Annotated in this window: 22 protein-coding genes; all 22 read left to right on the forward strand. The window is 41.7% G+C overall.

Going from position 1 to position 21,772, the window contains the following annotated elements; translation table 11 throughout:
* Positions 1–21 precede the first annotated feature (21 nt).
* The 22 genes from atpB to murA all read left to right on the forward strand — a co-directional run bounded on the left by atpB (position 22) and on the right by murA (position 21,438).
* The gene (atpB, locus tag ACFYKT_RS17130) at positions 22–732 is read left to right on the forward strand and encodes a F0F1 ATP synthase subunit A (RefSeq protein WP_389222103.1); all 711 of its coding nucleotides are present in this window, start codon (positions 22–24) and stop codon (positions 730–732) included.
* A 75-nt stretch (positions 733–807) separates the two neighbouring features.
* The gene (gene atpE, locus ACFYKT_RS17135) at positions 808–1,020 is read left to right on the forward strand and encodes a F0F1 ATP synthase subunit C (RefSeq protein WP_389222105.1); all 213 of its coding nucleotides are present in this window, start codon (positions 808–810) and stop codon (positions 1,018–1,020) included.
* A gap of 145 nt (positions 1,021–1,165) precedes the next feature.
* Positions 1,166–1,684, forward strand: a complete 519-nt coding sequence (locus ACFYKT_RS17140) for a F0F1 ATP synthase subunit B (RefSeq protein WP_389222107.1) — start codon at positions 1,166–1,168, stop codon at positions 1,682–1,684.
* A complete protein-coding gene (locus tag ACFYKT_RS17145) occupies positions 1,681–2,217 on the forward strand; it encodes a F0F1 ATP synthase subunit delta (RefSeq protein WP_389222109.1) in 537 nt (178 codons plus the stop codon). Before ACFYKT_RS17140 ends, ACFYKT_RS17145 begins: the two co-directional genes overlap by 4 nt.
* A 24-nt stretch (positions 2,218–2,241) precedes the next feature.
* Positions 2,242–3,753, forward strand: a complete 1,512-nt coding sequence (atpA, locus tag ACFYKT_RS17150; RefSeq protein WP_389222111.1) for a F0F1 ATP synthase subunit alpha — start codon at positions 2,242–2,244, stop codon at positions 3,751–3,753.
* A 96-nt stretch (positions 3,754–3,849) separates the two neighbouring features.
* The gene (locus tag ACFYKT_RS17155; protein WP_389222113.1) at positions 3,850–4,707 is read left to right on the forward strand and encodes a F0F1 ATP synthase subunit gamma; all 858 of its coding nucleotides are present in this window, start codon (positions 3,850–3,852) and stop codon (positions 4,705–4,707) included.
* 165 nt (positions 4,708–4,872) lie between these two features.
* Entirely contained in the window at positions 4,873–6,294 is a 1,422-nt protein-coding gene (gene atpD, locus ACFYKT_RS17160) for a F0F1 ATP synthase subunit beta (RefSeq protein WP_389222115.1), read from the forward strand.
* Positions 6,295–6,317: 23 nt separating this feature from the next.
* On the forward strand, positions 6,318–6,725 hold the full coding sequence (locus ACFYKT_RS17165) for a F0F1 ATP synthase subunit epsilon (RefSeq protein ID WP_389222117.1): 408 nt from the start codon (positions 6,318–6,320) through the stop codon (positions 6,723–6,725).
* A 1,031-nt stretch (positions 6,726–7,756) separates the two neighbouring features.
* Complete coding sequence (locus tag ACFYKT_RS17170) at positions 7,757–8,131, forward strand: NADH-quinone oxidoreductase subunit A (RefSeq protein WP_389222119.1); 375 nt, start codon at positions 7,757–7,759, stop codon at positions 8,129–8,131.
* A complete protein-coding gene (locus ACFYKT_RS17175; RefSeq protein ID WP_053478556.1) occupies positions 8,122–8,634 on the forward strand; it encodes a NuoB/complex I 20 kDa subunit family protein in 513 nt (170 codons plus the stop codon). Before ACFYKT_RS17170 ends, ACFYKT_RS17175 begins: the two co-directional genes overlap by 10 nt.
* A gap of 3 nt (positions 8,635–8,637) precedes the next feature.
* A complete protein-coding gene (locus ACFYKT_RS17180; protein WP_389222121.1) occupies positions 8,638–9,900 on the forward strand; it encodes an NADH-quinone oxidoreductase subunit C in 1,263 nt (420 codons plus the stop codon).
* 3 nt (positions 9,901–9,903) lie between these two features.
* Positions 9,904–11,004, forward strand: coding sequence for an NADH-quinone oxidoreductase subunit D (locus ACFYKT_RS17185; RefSeq protein ID WP_389222123.1), 1,101 nt, complete (start codon positions 9,904–9,906; stop codon positions 11,002–11,004).
* Positions 11,004–12,014, forward strand: a complete 1,011-nt coding sequence (gene nuoH / locus ACFYKT_RS17190) for an NADH-quinone oxidoreductase subunit NuoH (RefSeq protein ID WP_389222125.1) — start codon at positions 11,004–11,006, stop codon at positions 12,012–12,014. Before ACFYKT_RS17185 ends, nuoH begins: the two co-directional genes overlap by 1 nt.
* Positions 12,015–12,058: 44 nt before the next feature.
* Positions 12,059–12,484, forward strand: coding sequence for an NADH-quinone oxidoreductase subunit NuoI (gene nuoI, locus ACFYKT_RS17195; RefSeq protein ID WP_389222127.1), 426 nt, complete (start codon positions 12,059–12,061; stop codon positions 12,482–12,484).
* Complete coding sequence (locus ACFYKT_RS17200) at positions 12,481–13,002, forward strand: NADH-quinone oxidoreductase subunit J (RefSeq protein ID WP_389222129.1); 522 nt, start codon at positions 12,481–12,483, stop codon at positions 13,000–13,002. The genes nuoI and ACFYKT_RS17200 overlap by 4 nt, the downstream gene beginning before the upstream one ends.
* Complete coding sequence (gene nuoK, locus ACFYKT_RS17205) at positions 12,999–13,313, forward strand: NADH-quinone oxidoreductase subunit NuoK (RefSeq protein WP_389222131.1); 315 nt, start codon at positions 12,999–13,001, stop codon at positions 13,311–13,313. Before ACFYKT_RS17200 ends, nuoK begins: the two co-directional genes overlap by 4 nt.
* A gap of 174 nt (positions 13,314–13,487) precedes the next feature.
* Positions 13,488–15,350, forward strand: coding sequence for an NADH-quinone oxidoreductase subunit L (nuoL, locus tag ACFYKT_RS17210; RefSeq protein ID WP_389222133.1), 1,863 nt, complete (start codon positions 13,488–13,490; stop codon positions 15,348–15,350).
* Positions 15,347–16,855, forward strand: coding sequence for a complex I subunit 4 family protein (locus tag ACFYKT_RS17215; RefSeq protein WP_389222135.1), 1,509 nt, complete (start codon positions 15,347–15,349; stop codon positions 16,853–16,855). Before nuoL ends, ACFYKT_RS17215 begins: the two co-directional genes overlap by 4 nt.
* Before the next feature lie 6 nt (positions 16,856–16,861).
* Positions 16,862–18,376: an NADH-quinone oxidoreductase subunit NuoN gene (gene nuoN / locus ACFYKT_RS17220; protein WP_389222137.1), complete on the forward strand. Its 1,515-nt coding sequence runs from the start codon at positions 16,862–16,864 to the stop codon at positions 18,374–18,376.
* A gap of 427 nt (positions 18,377–18,803) precedes the next feature.
* A complete protein-coding gene (locus ACFYKT_RS17225) occupies positions 18,804–19,049 on the forward strand; it encodes a DUF1146 family protein (protein ID WP_389222139.1) in 246 nt (81 codons plus the stop codon).
* A 298-nt stretch (positions 19,050–19,347) separates the two neighbouring features.
* Positions 19,348–20,091: a YwmB family TATA-box binding protein gene (locus ACFYKT_RS17230; protein ID WP_389222141.1), complete on the forward strand. Its 744-nt coding sequence runs from the start codon at positions 19,348–19,350 to the stop codon at positions 20,089–20,091.
* A 33-nt stretch (positions 20,092–20,124) separates the two neighbouring features.
* The gene (gene murA, locus ACFYKT_RS17235) at positions 20,125–21,438 is read left to right on the forward strand and encodes a UDP-N-acetylglucosamine 1-carboxyvinyltransferase (protein ID WP_389222143.1); all 1,314 of its coding nucleotides are present in this window, start codon (positions 20,125–20,127) and stop codon (positions 21,436–21,438) included.
* The last annotated feature ends 334 nt before the right edge of the window (positions 21,439–21,772 follow it).

A 21,772-nucleotide genomic window follows, 5' to 3' on the forward strand; every position in this document is an offset into this window, starting at 1 on the left:
CGGGAAGAGAGGTGAATACTATTGCATCATGAAGCTCCTTTGAAGGAATTATTCGGTTTAACTTTTAACTTATCTAACGTCCTAATGATTACAGTCGCAAGCGCCATTGTTTTCATTATTGCACTAATTTCCACACGTCGTCTTGCCATGAAACCAACGGGAATGCAGAACTTCTTCGAATGGATTATGGATTTTGTTAAGAACATCATTAATAGTACGATGGACTGGAAAGATGGTGGAAGATTCCACATACTTGGAATTACGCTGATCATGTATATTTTTATTTCGAATATGCTTGGGCTGCCGTTTTCCATCTCTTATGACCATACATTATGGTGGAAGTCTCCAACAGCCGACCCTGCTGTAACCTTAACATTAGCGGCATTGGTTATTGCACTTTCACACTATTATGGAATTAAGCTTACGGGAGTAAAGGCATATGGCAGCACTTTTGTAAAGCCAATGTGGTTCTTGTTCCCGCTGAAGATTATTGAAGAATTTGCCAATACGCTGACACTTGGTTTGCGTCTTTATGGTAACATCTATGCTGGGGAAATTCTCCTAACGCTTCTTGTAGGAAGTCTTGCTACTGGATGGGGCGGTCATTTGGCTGCTATTATTCCAACACTAGTTTGGCAAGGATTCTCAATATTTGTAGGTTCAATCCAGTCATTTATTTTCTGTATGTTAACAATGGTTTATATGGCACACAAAGTGAGTCAGGACCATTAATATATTCCCTGTTCATTCTATGAACAAAATATGATAATAATAAAATTTTTATACAATTTAAGGAGGAACACAATAATGGGTGTTTTAGCAGCAGCAATCGCAATCGGTTTAGCAGCACTAGGTGCTGGTATCGGTAACGGTCTTATCGTATCAAAAACAGTTGAAGGTATCGCTCGTCAACCAGAAGCACGTGGTATGCTTCAAACAACAATGTTCATCGGGGTTGCACTAGTTGAAGCTGTTCCGATCATTGGCGTAGTTATCGCGTTCATGGTTATCGGTCAATAATTATACGGTACTAATCGTTCAAAAGTGGCGAAGAGAATTCTATGTGAACCTTCGCCATTCCTTTATGTCTATTAATCCTGAATTGGTTTTTATATAACTGTACTTTTTCGTAAGTGAACGACTCTTGAAGGGAGTGAACCTTAGGGTGTTAACAAACAGTTTCGTTTTAGGCGCTATATCTGATTTTAATGGCGGAGATATTTTATTCCAGCTTGTTATGTTTATTATATTGTTAGCGCTGCTTAAAAAGTTCGCATGGGGTCCGTTAATGGGCATCATGAAGCAGCGTGAAGAGCATGTTGCAAATGAAATTACAGCGGCTGAACAAAGCCGTTCTGAAGCAAAGAAACTTTTAGAAGAGCAAAGAAATCTTTTAAAAGAAGCACGAACAGAAGCACAAGGTCTAATTGAAAGCGCGAAGAAACAAGGCGATGTACAACGTGAGGAAATCATTGTTGCTGCACGTGCTGAATCAGAGCGTATTAAAGAATCTGCTAAGCTTGAAATTGAGCAGCAGAAAGAACAAGCAGTTGCAGCTATTCGTGAACAAGTGGCTTCACTGTCTATCCTAATTGCTTCTAAAGTAATCGAGAAGGAATTAAGTGCAGCAGATCAAGAAAAGCTTATTAATGAATACATTCAAGAGGCAGGAGAAGAGCGATGATGGGCTCTACAGTAGCAAAACGCTATGCGTTAGCTCTTTTCCAGCTTGCGAATGAACATCAGCTTCTTGACCAAATGGAAGAAGAGCTTCGTGCAGTGAAGGAAGTAATCAACCTTAATTCTGATTTATATGCAGTTTTAAAGTCTCCGAAACTTCCAATTGAGAAGAAGCAGGAGATCCTAAAGGGTGCATTTGCATCTGTAAATACTTATGTATTAAACACATTAATGATATTAATTGAACGCCACCGCGAAGATCATATTTCTGATGTAGCGGATTACTTTATAAGCATGGCAAACGATGCAAGAGGCATTGCAGAGGCAAAGGTTTATTCCATCCGCCCGTTAACGGAAGCGGAATGTGAAGCATTGTCTGCATCATTTGCAGCAAAGGTTGGCAAGCAATCACTTCGTATTGACAATATCGTAGATACTAATTTACTCGGCGGCATCAAGCTTCGAATCGGAAACCGAATTTTCGATGGCAGCTTGCGCGGTAAGCTAGATCGTCTTGAACGTCAATTGTTAGGATAAGATTCGAAGATAGGGGTGAAACTCATGAGCATCAAAGCTGAAGAAATCAGTGCGCTGATAAAAAAGCAAATCGAAAACTATCAGTCGGAAATTCAAGTGAGCGATGTAGGTACAGTTATTCAAATTGGTGACGGTATCGCACGTGCTCATGGCCTCGACAATGTCATGGCTGGAGAACTTCTTGAGTTTTCAAACGGCGTTATGGGTATGGCACAAAACCTTGAAGAAAATAACGTCGGTATTATCATTTTAGGACCATATACGGAAATCCGTGAAGGCGACGAAGTACGCCGTACGGGCCGCATCATGGAGGTTCCTGTTGGGGAAGAGCTAATCGGCCGTGTTGTTAACCCATTAGGACAACCACTTGATGGAATGGGTCCAATCAATACAACAAAAACTCGCCCAATTGAAAGCCCGGCTTTCGGTGTTATGGATCGTAAATCTGTACACGAGCCACTTCAAACGGGTATTAAAGCGATTGACGCTCTAGTGCCAATCGGACGTGGACAACGTGAGTTAATCATCGGTGACCGTCAAACAGGTAAAACATCTGTTGCAATCGATACAATCTTGAACCAAAAAGGTCAAGATATGATTTGTATTTATGTTGCTATCGGACAAAAAGAATCAACAGTTCGTGGACTAGTTGAAACTTTACGTAAAAATGGCGCAATGGAATATACCATTGTCGTTACAGCTTCTGCATCACAGCCTGCTCCATTGCTATACTTAGCTCCTTATGCTGGGGTTTCAATGGGAGAAGAATTCATGCTAGATGGAAAGCACGTATTAGTTGTTTATGATGATTTAACGAAACAAGCAGCAGCTTACCGTGAATTATCATTGCTACTACGCCGTCCTCCAGGTCGTGAAGCATATCCAGGGGATGTATTCTACTTACACAGCCGTCTTTTAGAGCGTGCTGCTAAGTTAAGTGACGCTAAAGGTGCTGGTTCAATTACAGCATTGCCATTTATCGAAACACAAGCAGGCGACGTTTCTGCTTATATCCCAACAAACGTTATTTCCATTACTGATGGACAAATTTTCTTACAGTCAGATCTATTCTTCTCAGGTGTTCGCCCAGCGATCAACGCAGGTCTTTCTGTATCACGTGTAGGTGGATCCGCGCAAATTAAAGCGATGAAAAAGGTAGCAGGTACATTACGTCTTGACCTTGCTTCATACCGTGAATTAGAATCATTTGCCCAATTCGGTTCTGACCTTGATAAACAAACACAAGCAAAATTAAATCGTGGTGCACGTACAGTAGAGGTTCTTAAACAGGATCTAAACAAGCCGTTAAAAGTTGAGAAGCAAGTAGCTATTCTATATGCACTTACTCGCGGTTTCTTAGATGATATTCCTGTACAGGATATCCGTCGTTTCGAATCTGAGTTCCTATCATGGTTAGACCATAACCGCAAAGATTTGTTAGACCATATCGCTACAACAAAAGAACTTCCTGCTGATGACGATATGACTGCTGCGATTAACGACTTTAAGAAGACTTTCGCAGTAACCGATAAATAAGAAATTTTCTTATAATCGGTCTGACAATAAGAAAGGCGGTAGTGTCCTGATAGATGCTGCCGCTGGACATTCTTTGAAAAAGGGTGGTGAGAACCTGTGGCATCATTACGCGATATAAAATCTCGGATTACTTCTACGAAGAAAACGAGTCAAATAACAAAAGCAATGCAAATGGTATCTGCTGCGAAAATGAACCGTGCAGAAGCAAATGCAAAATCATTTGTTCCCTATATGGAAAAGATTCAAGAAGTTACTGCCTCTATTGCACTTGGAAGTAAGGATGCAGGACATCCAATGCTAACAAGCCGTCCAGTGAAAAAGACCGGCTATTTAGTTATCACTTCTGACCGTGGTCTTTGTGGAGGATACAATAGTAACATTTTAAGAGCAGTTTACCAAACAATTGAAAAGCGTCATAAGTCTAGTGATGAGTATGCAATTATCGCCATTGGACGTAAAGGACGAGACTTTTTTAAGAAACGTAATATGAATGTCATTCTTGATATCGTAGGTGTAGCTGATCAGCCTGCATTTGCAGAGATCAAAGATATTGCCAGCAAAACAGTTGGCATGTTCGCAGATGACACATTCGATGAATTATACATGTATTACAGCCATTATGTAAGCGCGATTCAACAGGATGTTACAGTGAAGAAGCTTCTTCCACTGACGGATATCTCATCTTCTTCAAAGCTTACATCATATGAATTTGAACCGTCTGCTGAAGAAATTCTAAAAGTTTTGCTTCCACAATATGCTGAAAGCTTAATTTACGGAGCACTTTTAGATAGTAAGGCAAGTGAGCATGCTGCGGTTATGACAGCAATGAAGAGTGCAACTGATAATGCAACTGAGCTTATCAATTCACTCAGCTTAAGCTTCAACCGTGCTCGTCAGGCAGCAATCACACAAGAAATTACCGAAATCGTCGGCGGAGCAGCCGCGTTAGAATAATCTTTTGAAACAGATATTGTCTAGCTTGGGCGTCTACCCCCCTTTAGACCACAAGTCAATCCTCTTAAGATTGGTAATGAATAATACCTCTCTATGAGGCTTGTCTTGTGTTCTGACTACGGGGAACAAAGACGTCTGCGTATTTCTTTATTAGGAGGGAAAAAGATGAACAAAGGACGCGTTCTTCAAGTTATGGGTCCGGTTGTTGACGTAAAGTTCGAAAGCGGACAACTTCCTGAGATCTATAATGCATTGACAATCACAAATACAGCGCGTAATGAATCTGAAGTTGACATCAACTTGACCCTTGAAGTTGCCCTTCATTTAGGTGATGATACAGTTCGTACAATTGCCATGTCTTCTACTGACGGTTTAACACGTGGTATTGAGGTAACTGATACGGGTTCAGCAATCTCTGTACCTGTAGGGGATGTTACACTTGGTCGAGTATTTAACGTATTAGGTGATTCAATTGACTTGGACCCTGCTATCCCAGCAGATGTTCCTCGTAATTCAATTCATAGAGAAGCACCTAGCTTTGAGCAGCTTTCAACAGAAGTTGAAATCCTTGAAACAGGTATTAAAGTAGTTGATCTACTTGCTCCATATATTAAAGGTGGAAAAATTGGTCTATTCGGTGGTGCCGGTGTAGGTAAAACGGTATTAATCCAAGAATTAATCAATAACATCGCTCAAGAGCACGGTGGTATCTCTGTATTCGCTGGCGTTGGTGAGCGTACACGTGAAGGTAATGACCTTTATCATGAAATGACAGATTCAGGCGTTATCAAGAAAACAGCGATGGTATTCGGTCAGATGAACGAGCCGCCAGGAGCACGTATGCGTGTTGCCTTGACTGGTTTGACAATGGCAGAATTCTTCCGTGATGATCAAGGACAGGACGTTCTTTTCTTCATGGATAACATCTTCCGTTTCACACAAGCAGGTTCGGAAGTTTCCGCGTTATTAGGCCGTATGCCTTCTGCCGTTGGTTACCAACCGACACTTGCAACTGAAATGGGTCGTTTGCAAGAGCGTATCACATCTACTAACGTAGGTTCTGTTACTTCTATCCAAGCGATTTACGTACCTGCCGATGACTATACGGATCCGGCTCCAGCAACAACTTTCGCTCACTTAGATGCAACAACAAACCTTGAGCGTAAGCTTTCTGAAATGGGTATCTACCCTGCGGTGGATCCACTTGCTTCTACTTCTCGCGCATTATCACCAGAAATCGTTGGTGAAGAGCACTATGCAGTAGCTCGTGAAGTACAATCAACATTACAAAGATATAAAGAATTACAAGATATTATCGCAATCCTTGGTATGGATGAACTAGGTGATGAAGATAAGCTTGTTGTACAGCGTGCGCGTCGTATCCAAGTATTCTTATCACAAAACTTCCACGTGGCTGAACAGTTCACTGGTCAGGCAGGTTCATATGTACCTGTTAAAGAAACAGTTAAAGGCTTTAAAGAAATTCTTGAAGGTAAGTATGACCACCTTCCAGAAGATGCATTCCGTCTTGTTGGACGAATCGAAGACGTGATCGAGAATGCAAAACGTATGGGCGTAGAAGTCTAATCTAGGGACCTGGAGGGTAAAAAATGAAGACGATTAAAGTCAGTGTTGTTACTCCCGATGGCCCGGTGTATGAATCAGATGTGGAAATGGTAAGTACAAAAGCTGAGAGCGGTGAACTAGGGATTTTACCAGGTCACATTCCAATGGTTGCACCGTTACAGATTGGAGCCGTCCGTTTAAAAACGCAATCAAAAACAGATTTCGTAGCAGTAAGTGGTGGATTGCTTGAAGTCCGTCCGGACCAAGTAACAATTTTGGCACAATCTGCTGAACAAGCAGATGAAATTGATGTAGAACGTGCTATTCGTGCTCGTGAGCGTGCTGAACAGCGCCTTCAAGAGCAAAAGCGCGAAAACGTTGACTTCAAACGTGCTGAACTTGCTTTACAGCGTGCAGTAAACCGTATTACTGTTTCAGAAAAACATTTTTAATATTAATGAATCAAACACCCTTCAGTATTTTTACTGAAGGGTGTTTTTTTATGTGGAAAATATACTGCAAATTAAGGGAGCGTACAAATTATAGGAATACCGCCACAAAGCGAAGTGACGGGTAAAAGCAGGAAAGCGACGGATAAAGGCTTCAAACAGACGGGTAAAAGCGGGAAAGTGACGGGTAAAAGTTAAAACAGACGGGTAAAAGAGAGAAAGTGACGGATAAAAGCTAAAAAGAGACTAATAGATGAGAGATTGAACGAAGTAATAGTCTAAATAAGCTTGAATTCCTGTGGAATTTGCCCTTTTTGTTATAAAAGATCGGAAAAAGTATAGAACGTCAAAAAAACTTCTTAATTTTTATAAAGTGAATAGGCTTATGTTAAGAGAAGATTCATAGGATAGTGAAATAAGTGAATATTTGTTGACATATCTCACTGACAGTTAAGTGAATTTAAACTTTAATGGTAGATGGACTGGTGGGAGATAGAGGAAGTAGTAGGTAAAGATGGTATGTCCGTTTGCTTTTGCGCATCTTGGATGAGGATTCAGGGAGATGTGCAATTGCTTGGGGGAAGGGGGAGCATGTCGGGATTTGACTACGAAGATGTGTACTCTTTCATTTGGAGTTAGTGATTGGCTGTGTATAGGGATTTTTATTGGGGAATGAGGATGTCTGTTCGCATTAGCGCCATCTCGGGTGTGGATTCGGGGGAGTGATTCAGGAGATGGCGCTAATGCTCAGGGGGAGGGGATGTGTGTCGATGCCTAGGTGTGGTAGATGGAAAATCTCTCACCCGGATGTGCTGGCGCACCTCCGGCTTCAGCTTTCGCTGAAGCTTGCCAAACAAAGCTTTTTCCGCTTTTTGAGAGCGAGCTCTCAAACGCTGCAAAAGCTTTGTTTGGCAGGTGAGAGATTTTCCAATAATAGTCTAGGGCTTGTCGACACACATTTGGAAGAGTGCTATAATGGTTACGGTTACAAATATTAAAGAATTAAAAATTTTACAACATTGGAGGGGATAGACATGGAAATGCTAAATTTATATCAAAATAACTATTTGATCGTGTTTGTATTCCTATGTCTGGGGATCTTGTTACCTGTGGTGGCGTTGTTTATAGGAAAGCTGTTGAGGCCCTATAAGCCATATGAAGCGAAGTACACCACGTATGAGAGTGGGCTTGAACCATTCAGTGATTCAAGAGTGCAGTTCAATGTACGCTATTATATTTTTGCCCTTATGTTTGTTATTTTTGATGTAGAGACGGTGTTTTTGTATCCTTGGGCAGTTGCATACGAAAAACTCGGAATCTTTGCATTAATTGAGATGTTAATTTTTGTATTTATGCTTGTCATCGGGCTTATTTATGCTTGGAAGAAGAAGGTGTTGAAATGGATCTAAGAATAGAGAATATTCCAGAAGAGGATATGCAAGAGATACAGCGGACGGTATTTATGTCAACGCTAGAACAAATTAAGGCTTGGTCACGAAGTAATTCATTGTGGCCAATGACTTTTGGGCTTGCTTGTTGTGCTATTGAAATGATGCAGGCGAGTAATGCGCATTATGATTTAGAACGCTTCGGTACATTCTATCGTAACTCTCCTCGCCAATCAGATGTAATGATTGTTTCAGGCACTGTAACAAAGAAAATGGCACCGATTCTTCGCAGGTTATATGATCAAATGCCTGAACCAAAGTGGGTTATTGCTATGGGTTCATGTGCTACGGCTGGAGGCCCCTACGTTAAGTCTTACTCGGTTGTAAAAGGGGTCGATCAAATTGTCCCTGTTGATGTATACATACCTGGATGTCCACCAAATCCAGCAGCACTGATTTATGGAATAAATAAATTAAAAGAAAAAATCCGTTATGAGGCCAAGACTGGGAAGAAGGTGATCTAACCTATGAGCGGGGAAAAGGATCTTGAACAGCTCAAAAGAGAAGCTGCTGAAAAAGCAAAGGCCGCCGCACTGGCAAAAATGAAAGCGAAGGAGCAAGGCGAAGCAAAAGAGAAAGCTCCAACAGAAGACCTTGATGTCGCGAAGCAAAAAGCCGCAGCAGCAGCGAAAGCAAAGGCCGCCGCACTGGCAAAAATGAAAGCGAAGGAACAAGGTGAAGCAAAAGAGGAAGCTCCAGCGGAAGACCTTGATGTCGCGAAGCAAAAAGCCGCAGCAGCAGCGAAAGCAAAGGCCGCCGCACTGGCAAAAATGAAAGCGAAGGAACAAGGCGAAGCAAAAGAGGAAGCCCCAGCGGAAGACCTCGATATTGCGAAGCAAAAAGCAGCAGCCGCCGCAAAGGCAAAAGCCGCGGCAGCAGCGAAAGCGAAAGCCGCCGCTCAAGCGAAACAATCAGGTGAATCTGGAGACGATGCGAAAGCAAAAGCAGCAGCCGCCGCAAAGGCAAAGGCTGCCGCAGCCGCGAAAGCAAAAGCTGCCGCACTGGCAAAGCAATCGGGTGAATCTGGAGATGATGAGAAGGCAAAAGCTATTGCCGCCGCAAAAGCGAAAGCCGCAGCAGCCGCGAAAGCAAAGGCCGCTGCAACAGCTAAAACTGAAGGCGGGGCTGGTGATGATGCGAAAGCGAAAGCAATTGCCGCTGCAAAGGCAAAAGCAGCCGCAGCAGCAGCCGCAAAAGCCAAAGCTGGAGGCGGAAGTGCTAAAGCTGAACAAGCGGAAGAAGCCAAGCCTTCACCAAATCAGCCGTATCTTGATAAATATATAAGAGTCATAGAAGAACATCTTGGAAAGGATCTAATAGAAGATTCCTATATTAATAATCTTTCCAAGGATGTTCCAACTTTAGTAGCCAAGCCTGAAAGCTATTTTAAAATAGCAGAGTTTTTGAAATATAACGAGCAATTAGGCTTTGATTATTTATCAGAGCTGCATGGCACAGATTTTGTAACACATATGGAAGTGTATGTTCACTTATATTCGTATAAAAATAGTCAATCTGTTGCTTTAAAAGTGAAGATTGATCGTGATGGACCAACGATAGATTCATTGCAGCCGCTTTGGGCAGGGGCGGATTGGCCGGAGTGCGAGGCGTATGATTTGTTAGGCATCAAATTTAACAATCATCCGAATTTGCATCGCATCATGCTTGGTGAAGATTGGATTGGTCATCCACTAAGGAAAGACTATGAACCGTATGATGTGGAGGTGTAACCAATGTTGCGAACAGAAGAAATGCTTTTGAACGTAGGACCTCAGCATCCAAGTACGCACGGTGTTTTTCGTCTCGTCTTGAAGATTGATGGAGAAACCATTGTAGAAGCAAAGCCAGTAATCGGCTACCTTCACCGCGGAACAGAAAAGCTGGCAGAAGATCTTCAATATACACAAATCATTCCTTATACAGACCGGATGGACTATGTATCTGCCATGACAAATAACTATGTAATCTGTCATGCAGTTGAAACGATGATGGATATTAAAGTGCCAGATCGTGCGGAGTATCTACGTGTAATCGCGATGGAACTAGGCCGTGTAGCCAGTCATCTCGTTTGGTTTGGAACATACTTGCTTGACCTTGGGGCAACAAGTCCACTCCTATATGCCTTCCGAGAAAGGGAAATGATCATTAATATGCTCAATGAGCTATCAGGCGCTCGTCTAACATTCAACTATATGCGTGTGGGCGGAGTGAAATGGGATGCACCTGAGGGCTGGATTGATAAAGTAAGAGAGTTTGTCCCTTATATGCGTGAACAATTAAAAGGCTATCATACGCTTGTAACAGGAAACGAAATCTTTATGAACCGTGTAAAAGGAATTGGTACATACACGAAGGAGGATGCGCTTAACTATTCTCTAAGTGGAGCCAATCTCCGCTGTACAGGAGTGAAATGGGATCTTCGTAAAAATGAACCTTACTCCATCTATGATCGCTTTGATTTTGATGTGGTGGTTCGCGAGACAGGAGACGCATGGGCACGCTATCATGTTCGCTTGGATGAAATCGAAGAATCACTGAAAATATTAGAACAAGCCTGTGAGCAGTTCCCTTCAGAAGGAGATATTTTGGCAAAGGTGCCAAAAATCATTAAAGCTCCTAAAGGGGAGACCTTTGTGCGAATTGAGTCGCCTCGTGGGGAAATTGGCTGTTACATTGCTAGTGATGGAAAGAAAGAACCATATCGTCTGAAATTTAGAAGACCATCATTCTATAATCTTCAAATTCTCCCGAAGCTACTAGAGGGAGAAACAATTGCAAATTTAATTTCCATTCTAGGAGCAGTTGATATTATCCTAGGGGAGGTGGATGGCTAATGGTAGAGGATTTATTGCATTCCCAGCCAGGAATACTGAACTTTGGAATTTTCTTTTTACTCGCAGTCGTTCTACTAATGGTTATTTTGGGCTTCGTTACATATGCGATTTTGGCAGAACGGAAAGTCATGGGATTCATGCAGCTCCGCCAAGGTCCGAACCAGGTCGGTGGACGATGGGGATTATTACAAACCGTTGCAGACGTTTTAAAGCTTCTATTAAAAGAAGATACAATTCCAAAGCTCGCAGATAAACCATTATTTATCATCGCACCAGTCATTGCCTTTGCACCATCTTTTATTGTAATGGCGACGATACCGTTAACAGATAAATTCCAATTTGCAGATCTTGGTGTTGGCTTACTTTACTATATTGCCATCTCTGGATTAACTACGGTTGGGATGCTGACGGGTGGCTGGGCATCAAACAACAAATACGCCCTGCTCGGTGGTATGCGTGCAGCGGCCCAAATGATTTCCTATGAAGTTCCGCTTGTTATGTCAGTGCTCGGAATTGTTTTATTAACGGGCAGCTTGAATTTGAATGAAATTGTTGCTGCACAAGAAAATGTTTGGTATATCGTGCTTCAGCCAATTGCATTCATCATCTTTTTGATTGCATCAGTGGCAGAGTTAAACCGTGTTCCGTTTGACCTTCCAGAAGCAGAGAATGAACTTGTAGCCGGGTTCCATGTTGAATATTCAGGTTTCCGTTGGGCCATGTTCATGCTGGCAGAATATGTGTATATGTTTGCAATGGCTTCACTAACAACCGTTTTATTCTTAGGAGGATGGCTTCCGCTATTCTCATTCCTAGACTTTATTCCAGGTGCGGTCTGGTTTGCACTTAAGTTTATGTTTGTTGTCTTTTTACTTATCTGGTTCCGAAGTACATTCCCACGTATTCGGGCTGATAAACTAATGGAATTTGGTTGGAAGGTGCTCTTGCCAATCGCGTTAGCTAATATTTTCCTAACAGCCATTCTAAAGGAAATTCTAAATTTATTCTAAAGCTCATTGAACAAAGATTACTCTAACTGCAAGGGGTGAAAAACATGCTTGGATTTGGATTAGCAAAAGGTTTAAAATATACCCTAAAAAATTTAACAAGAGAAAAGCCGACCTATGATTATCCGAATGAACCGCTTCCATTACCGGATCGTTTTCGCGGCATACAAAAGTTTTATCCGGAGAAGTGTATTGTTTGTAATCAATGTGCGAATATTTGTCCAACAGATTGCATTCAACTGACTGGGAAGAAACATCCTGACCCGACTAAAAAGGGAAAAATCATCGATACGTATGATATTAATTTCGAAATCTGCATTCTTTGCGATTTATGTACAGAGGTTTGTCCGACAGAGGCGATCATTATGTCGAATAACTTTGAATTAGCTGAATACAGCCGGGATGAGTTATTCAAAAACCTTGAGTGGCTAGATGAAAATGATGAGAATGTACGGAAGGTGAATAAGCCATGACGTTTTCAGGTGAATTATTGGCATTTATGTCACTCGCACTCGTGGCGATAATCGGCGGCATGCTATTATTAAACCTTTCCAAGGTCGTGCATATGGTTGTAGCACTTGTTTTTACATTTGTGAGCATTGCCGGGATTTTTATCTTACTATCAGCGGAGTTTCTAGCTTCCGTGCAAATATTAATCTATTCTGGAGCCATTACAATTGTTATGTTATTCGGGATTATGTTGACCCGTCATAATGATACGAATGAGCCGAAAACAGGACGTATGAGGAAGCTGCTGCTGTTCCTAGGTATTCTTGGATTTGCGTTTGCCTTCTATATCGGAATTTATAATCTAGATTTCGGAGAGGCAACAACCACATTACATGAGAATAATACAGAACAGATTGGTGTAGCGCTTTATTCAAAGTATATTATTCCATTTGAATTAACATCTGTCCTGCTGTTGGCAGCATTAATTGGAGCTATTGTCTTGGCCAAAAAGGATAATGAGAAGGAGGCAGAGAAGGAATGAGTTCAGTCCCACTTTCACTCTATCTAGCGCTGGCCTTAATTCTTTTCTGTATTGGCCTTTATGGCGCTTTAACGAAGCGAAATATTATTATTGTTTTAATTTCAATCGAATTAATGTTAAATGCCGTGAACATTAACCTTGTGGCATTCAGTAAATTTGGGATCATGCCATCGATTACAGGCCAGATCTTTGCATTATTCGTGATGGCTGTTGCTGCTGCAGAAGTGGCCGTTGGTGTAGCGATATTGATCGCTCTATACCGCAATCGAAATACGGTTAATATTGATGAAGTAAATACATTAAAACACTAGAGGCGCAAGGAATGTCTTTTTTAAAAATAGGTTTAAGTCGAGAGTGGAATTGTGACAGTTATCGGCCCGTTCGCCGGTATCTTAGAACCTCACCTCTAGTAATCTAACACGTTGACTCTATGGCCAATTTCTTCCTACAAAACTATAAACGTGTTCAAAAAGGGGATTGTGATATTGATGGAGAATGCATGGATCATACCGCTTTTCCCGCTTTTATCGTTTTTGTTCCTTATCTTTTTCGGCAAAAGGCTAAAAGGTGCGAGTGCATACATAGGAATCCTCCTCTCGCTTGCATCATTCGTCTACTCCTTGTTGGTGCTGTTCGAAAGATTTACGTCGCCGACACATAAGGCAGAGTCGGTTTGGCTAACGATAGGGGATGTTCAGTTAACAGCGGGTTTTGAAGTTAATCAGTTAAATGCGTTAATGCTGGTGATCGTATCGCTCGTCAGTTTCCTAGTACATACTTATTCAAAGGGTTATATGCACGGTGACGAGCGCTTGCATGTTTACTACGCATATCTAGGACTATTTACATTTGCGATGTTAGGGCTGGTTCTTTCACCAAACCTTCTGCAAACGTATATTTTCTGGGAACTTGTTGGGTTAGGTTCATTCTTATTAATTGGTTTCTACTTTTATAAGGAAGAAGCCAAGAAGGCTGCCAAGAAGGCGTTTATTATGACGCGTATTGGGGATGTTGGCCTTTTAATCGGGATGATTCTATTATTCTGGCAAGTTGGAAGTTTCGAATATGATGAGATCTTTGCTGCTGTTGAAGCAGGAGCGGTTTCAACAACAATGATTACATTAACTGCAATTTTGATTTTTATTGGAGCGATGGGGAAGTCAGGTCAATTTCCACTTCATACATGGCTTCCGGATGCGATGGAAGGGCCGACACCGGTTTCTGCTCTCATCCACGCCGCAACAATGGTTGCAGCAGGTGTCTATTTAGTAGCATCCCTGTTTCCTCTCTTTACAGCGAGTGAGACCGCATTGATGACGGTTGCTATTATTGGGGCATTCACAGCTATTTTTGCAGCAAGCATCGGACTTGTGCAGAAAGATATTAAAAGAGTGCTAGCTTATTCAACTGTCAGCCAGCTTGGCTATATGATGCTTGCACTTGGATCTGCCGGATATGTTGCTGGTGTATTCCATTTAATGACTCATGCTTTCTTTAAAGCATTGCTTTTCCTTGCAGCAGGTAGTGTTATTCATGCGGTTCATTCGCAGGATATCGAAAAAATGGGCGGATTATGGAAAAAGCTTCGTATAACAGGTCCGCTATTTTTAATCGGGACATTAGCGATCAGTGGAGTACCACTATTTTCTGGATTCTTTAGTAAGGATGAAATATTAATTGCTGCATGGGCGCACGGGAATACCGTTTTATTCTGGCTTGCAGTGATTGCAGCGTTCTTTACTGCTTTTTATATGTTCCGTCTTTTCTTCATGGTGTTCGCAGGGGAATCCCGCAGCGACATGAAGCATGTGAAGGAGTCGCCAAGTGTAATGACGGTACCGATGATTGTGCTTGCCGTTCTTGCTGTTGTAGCAGGATATGTAAACACCCCTTGGTTCGGTACATTCCTTGGAGATTGGTTAACCGATGGAAACCCGGCACTTGGGCATGGACATATCGAAGGTCCGGCATGGATTATGATTGTTGCGACGGTTGTCTCTTTACTGGGTATTTTCCTTGCTTGGCTCATTTACAGCAAGCGTTCCATTTCACGTGACTGGCTTGGTGTACCAACACTCTACAACATCTTATTTAATAAGTATTATATGGATGAGTTTTATGAGCTAACAGCTGTAAAGGCAACAAAGGGATTCAGCCTGTTTCTTCGCTTTATTGAAACCTTCCTTGTAGAAGGAATTGTCAAAGGGGTTGCTGGAATTGTTTCCGGGCTTGGAAGCCTTGGCTCTAAGTTCCAAAATGGACAGGTGCAAAGATATGGAACCGTTGCATTTGTTGGTGTAGCTATTTTAATTGTTGTATTTGCTGTAACAGGGGGGTATTTGAAATGAACTTTGCTTATTTATCCATCTTAGTATTCTCCCCTTTACTTGGTATTTTGGCTTTACTTTTTGTCCCAAAGACAAAAGAATCTGTGATCAAGACAGTTGGGCTGTTAGCTACTTTACCTGCGCTGATTTTGTCCCTTGTCGCCTTTTTTCAATACCAATCAGGGACATCGCTTGCAAGCTTTGATGAGAAGGTCGATTGGATCCAATTCGGTGATCCAACCCTGTTAGGCGACTTGTTTTCTATTTATTATGAGTTAGGTGTAGATGGCTTTTCACTTATTATGATTGTATTAACAGCGATCCTTTCTACACTTGCTGCAATTGCTTCTATGTATATTAAGAAGGAATGGAAGGGCTATTTCATGCTATTCCTCCTTTTACAGGTTGGAATGCTTGGCGTATTTGCCGCTGAGAACTTAATATTATTCTTTGTCTTTTTTGAAATTACATTGATTCCAACATTTTTCCTAATCGGAAAATGGGGTTATTTTGAAAAGGAAAAAGCAGCATTCAGCTTCCTAATTTATAATGGACTAGGCTCTGCGGTGCTGTTGATTGTCATTATGGTATTGTTTGCCCGTACAGGGACTTCCAATATTGATCTATTGACATCAATGATTGCTGCAGACAGCAATCATCAAATCTTCTCAGCTGGTGCTAAAATGGGCTTGCTGATTGCTATGCTGATTGCTTTCGGAGTTAAGCTTCCAATTTTCCCACTACATAGCTGGATGGTGCGAGTTCACGTTCAAGCCTCTCCATCTGTCGTTATGCTTCACGCAGGGGTATTGTTGAAAATTGGTGCATACGGAATGATTCGTTTCGGAATGGGGATCTTCCCTGAACAGTTCAAGGAGCTAGCTGTTTTACTAGCTATTCTAGGTGTGGTGAATGTACTTTACGGGGCATTCTTAGCACTTGTACAAACCGATTTCAAAATGGTACTTGCCTATTCGTCTATTTCCCATATGGGAATCGTCTTAATTGGTTTGAGTGCTTTAAATGAAGCGGGAATTCAAGGAGCGATTTTCCAAGTTGTCTCACATGGATTAATTGCTGCTCTTCTTTTCTTCCTTGTGGGTGTATTCTATGAGCGCCTGCAAACGTCTACTATTAACAACATTGGCGGACTGGCAAAGGGAATGCCGATCACAGCAGGGTTCTTGCTAGCTGGGGCAATGGCTTCACTTGGAATGCCAGGCATGTCCGGGTTCGTTAGTGAATTCATGGCTTTCCTTGGACTATTTAAGGAAATGCCTGTAATTGCAGCGGTTGGTGCGCTAGGCATTATTTTAACAGCTGTCTACCTTCTACGTGCAGTCCTTGGGATTACGTATGGCAAAGCCCATCGAGAATTTGCTGGAATTACGGATATTCGAAAAGCCGAATGGATTCCTGCTTTAGTTCTAATGGGGATCATTATCTTAATCGGTGTTTACCCGAGTGTATTAACCGAGCCGCTTACATCAACACTTGAAACTATCATGCTTGGGATTGGAGGGTGATGAAGGATGGATCTCGAAACATTACTATCATTTAAATGGAGCATTATGACACCTGAGTTCATCATCCTCGGAGTCGCAACATTATTATCATTATTAGATTTATTTATGCCAAAGAATGTGAACCGAAAGCTTCTCGGCTGGCTTGGCTTAGCAGGGATTGTCATTTCCCTTGTTTCATTACTCAGTCTAATGGGCAATGGGCCAGAATCAATCCTGTATGACACGTTCCGTTTGGACTCATTTGCGATTGCATTCAAGTTGCTTCTGCTTCTTGGAGCTGCGCTTGTGTTCCTTATCGCGATAAGCTATGAGCCAAAGGAAGGGCTTAATGAGTATAGAGGAGAGTTTTACTACTTATTCTTAGCAGCCTTACTTGGCGCAATGATGATGTCCTCGAGCGGTGATTTAATTACACTGTTTATCGGACTTGAACTTCTTTCCATTTCTTCATATATCCTTGCTGGAATGAGAAAGAAAAATATTCATTCAAATGAATCGGCAATGAAATATGTAATTAACGGTGGAATTTCCACTTCGATTACATTATTCGGAATGAGTTATGTATATGGTCTAACGGGAACAACGAACTTGCTTGATATGGCACGTCATGTGATCACATTGACTGATTCCCAACATATTTACTTGTTGGCACTTGCTTTCTTTATGATCTTTGTTGGCCTTTCATTTAAGTTGGCTACTGCACCGTTCCATATGTGGGCACCTGATGTTTATCAAGGGGCACCAACACCAGTGACAGCATTCTTGAGTGTTGTCTCAAAAACAGCAGGATTTATCCTTATCGTCCGTATTTTGATGGTGATCTTCTATAATATCCCGTCAGAAGGGCCAGGCACGATGCCACTTCTATTGAAGGTTCAAGATTATCTTGCTTTCTTAGCGGCAGCTACAATGATCATTGGAAACGTTGTGGCATTGAGACAGAAGAACATCAAGCGACTATTTGCTTATTCAAGTATTGCACAGGCAGGTTACTTACTTGTTGTCGTAACCTCTATGTCAGCATTCCTGTTTGATACACTATGGTTTTATCTAGGGGCATACTTGTTCATGAACTTAGGCGCGTTTGCGATCATTCAGCTTGTGACACAAAAGACAGGCTCAGAAGACATAAGCGAATTCGCAGGTTTGTACCGAAAAGCACCATTCCTTGCCATTGCAATGGCTGTGTTTATTCTTTCATTAGCAGGGATTCCAGGAACGGCAGGCTTTATCGGAAAACTGAACATCTTTATGGGTGCGCTTATTACCCAGCCAGCACATTATGTACTCGTTTCGATCATGATTGCGACAACGGTCGTTTCGTATTTCTACTATTTCGGCGTGATGGTCCAAATGTTCTTTAGACCTGCAGCTGATCAAGTGAAATTCAAGCTGCCCGCAGGATTAGGCGTCGTGATCGGTATCTGTGTGTTTGCAACCGTTCTTTTTGGAATCGCACCGAACATCGCTCTTGATTTCTTACAAGGAAATTTCAATCAGTTCAGCGATTTCTTTCAATAAGAATTAGGTTGATGGGAGCGGAAATTATCCCACCAATTATGAGTAAATAAGCAGCATTGTTAGCCATCAAAAAAGAGGGGAGATCACTTCGATTTCACCCTCTTTTTTATGTAATTCAAATAAGACGCCGCACTAGAACTTCGGTTCGTTTTAAAGTAAAATGATAAGTTGAAGCATAATTGATTTTTCGAAATTAATTTAGAATACGTATTCTATAACAAAAAAAGTTAGTTGATTGTAGCGGAAGGTGCGAGACTCCTGCGGGAGTAGTGGGACAGGTGAGACCCCACAGGCGCTTCCTGCGCCGAGGAGGCTCACCGCCCACCCCGCGGAAAGGGAGCAACCTGGAGCGGAGATCAACATCTACCTACTTCGTTTCTATTTGCAATAACTTTTACAAAAATAGCTGAAAAGGAGCATTAATTAAATGATAACAGGATTTGGACAGCAAGCGCTCGTTAGCATTATTTCACATTTGGCCTTTATTGCGCTTGCTTGGTGGGCTTTGCAGGCTTTGCGTATTGACCAAATTTTAATGCCTAACCGTGTTCTTCAGGCGAGAGTTTTATACATATTATTATCGATTGTGATCGGATCATCCGTAAGTAATTTCTTCCTAGATTATCTCCTATGGTCGCAGCAGCTGCCGCTCATTTTGCAAACGATCTTGTAAAAGGGATTGAAATAAGAATCGGTTTACACTCGCCGATTTTTTCCCAATCTCTTTTCCACTATATTTGACCTCCTAAATATAGGTCTTCGTACATGTTTTCATTTATGGCGTTATTAAGTACAATTTTATTTGTTGTGCTCTGATTTTTACAAGAAATAATCCCCGTTTTGGCAATGATGAATATAATGATGGAAATTAGTTTTTTCACCTTAGTCTTTCATTGTCAAAAAGTGACGACTTTTCCCAAGTATGCTCCTTCTCTCCTTGGTAACAATGGTAGTAAGGGGAGGAGTTCAACTTGAAAAAAACAAAAATTATTTTAACTGTATTAGGTCTTGTAGGTTTAATATTGCTGAACATTGGGGATAAAACAACAGCAGCCGATGGGAAGCTTGACTTATTGAAAATGGCGTCTGTTTTACAGGACGAGAATATTTTAATCAATGAATGGTCTCTATATGCAAGAGAAAAAATGGTAAATCTTCAAGACCAGAAGGAAATCAAGAGCTATACAGAAGAATTGAAGCAACAATTTCCTGATTGGGAATGGGCAACGAATTCAGACAAAGTCCATTCGGAATCTGTCGGTGTGTTACAGCAGGGGAGTGAAACAGAGTCAATAAAAATTCTGTCTACTTCCACAAATGGTCAATTTCAAACATATGTGATTTATGAGGTGAAAGGACAAGTTTGGGATAAAAAGGTAGAAGAAAGTATTCCCCATAAAATGGCAAGTCGAATATCTGACATATTTCGGGGGAATGCCACAATTTTCTCTTGTATCAAAGGCGAATTCAATGATAAAATGATTAAGACTTTGCCATTGGAAATGGAGCATTTATTAACTATTTTTCAGGCAGAAGAAATCGAAGCATTAAAGGAAGATACCTTTATTTCGAGCACTGCTCATTCGACTATGTTTTCTGAAACGGTTGAAGTGGGCGAAAAGAATATGAACGTACAAATAGGAATACGAAATCCGGGAATGGGCGGAAAGACTACCCTTGTAGTTGGCACACCCATCATAACGATTGAATATTAATATAGAGAAATTGGACGCGGAGGGGAATACACTTTGGAAAAAATCATCGTCCGCGGCGGCAATAGGCTAAGCGGTACTGTCAAAGTAGAAGGAGCAAAAAATGCTGTCTTACCGGTTATCGCCGCAACACTGTTAGCAAGTGATGGAAAAAGCGTGATTCGTGATGTACCTACTCTCTCCGATGTATATACTATCAATGAGGTCTTACGCTATTTAAACGCCGAAGTGGAGTTTAAAAATAACCAAGTCATCGTAAATGCATCACGAGAGTTAAGTGTTGAAGCACCTTTTGAATATGTTCGCAAAATGCGCGCTTCTGTTTTAGTAATGGGCTCATTATTAGCTCGTAATGGCCGTGCAAGAGTTGCTTTACCAGGCGGATGTGCCATTGGTTCTCGCCCGATTGATCAGCATTTAAAGGGCTTTGAAGCAATGGGAGCAACTGTAAAGGTAGGCAATGGCTTTATCGATGCGGAAAGCACGAATGGCCGCTTGCATGGGGCAAAGATCTATCTTGATTTTCCAAGCGTTGGTGCAACCGAAAATCTTATGATGGCTGCTACCCTTGCCAAAGGAACAACAATTTTAGAAAACGTTGCAAAAGAACCGGAAATCGTCGACTTAGCGAATTTCCTGAATAAAATGGGTGCGAAAGTAAGAGGCGCTGGCACAGGTACGATTCGTATTGAAGGCGTCGATGTATTATTTGGAGCAGACCATCATATTATTCCTGACCGTATTGAAGCAGGCACCTTTATGGTTGCTGCTGCTATTACTGGTGGAAATGTGCTTGTACAAGGAGCCGTTCCAGAACATTCCACTTCTCTTATCGCAAAAATGGAAGAGATGGGTGTTACTTTTATTGAAGAAGCAGAAGGTATTCGTGTACTTGGGCCAGATAAATTAAAGGCAGTGGACATTAAAACAATGCCACACCCTGGCTTCCCAACAGATATGCAGTCGCAAATGATGGCATTATTGCTGCATGCGAACGGCACAAGTGTGATCACGGAAACTGTATTTGAAAATCGCTTCATGCACGCAGAGGAATTCCGCCGTATGAACGCGGAGATTAAAATTGAAGGACGTTCCGTTATTATGAATGGTCCATCCAATCTCCAAGGTGCTGAAGTAGCGGCAACTGATCTTCGAGCTGCAGCTGCACTTATCCTAACAGGACTAGTAGCAGACGGTGTTACACGTGTGACTGAATTAAAGCATTTAGACCGTGGCTATGTAAACTTCCATCAGAAGCTTGCCGCACTAGGTGCAGATATTGAGCGTGTCACTGAACTCGAAGAAACGCCAGTTAACGAACAAACGTACATTTCAGATATGAACGCATAAAATAATGCAAAAATACATCATCCACCTGTCAGACCTCTGACAAAGTGGGTGATGTATTTTTTTGCTAAATCGAGCAATTATTCCAAAGCTTTTTTAAACAGTATGTTATTTTTGAAGAAGTTTCTACCGATAAAAAGATTAGTTGATTGGAGCGGAAGGCATGAGACTCCTACGGGAGTAGTGGGACAGCTGAGACCCCGCAGGCGCTTTAGCGCCGAGGAGGCTCAGCGCCCACCCCGTGGAAAGCGAATGCCTGGAGCGGAAATCAACCTCTACCAACTATGTGTTGATTAGCAACAATATTTGCGAAAACAGCCTTTTCAAAGTATTGAGT

The sequence above is a fragment of the Cytobacillus mangrovibacter genome, assembly GCF_042865275.1.
Classification (GTDB): Bacteria; Bacillota; Bacilli; order Bacillales; family Cytobacillaceae; genus Cytobacillus; species Cytobacillus mangrovibacter.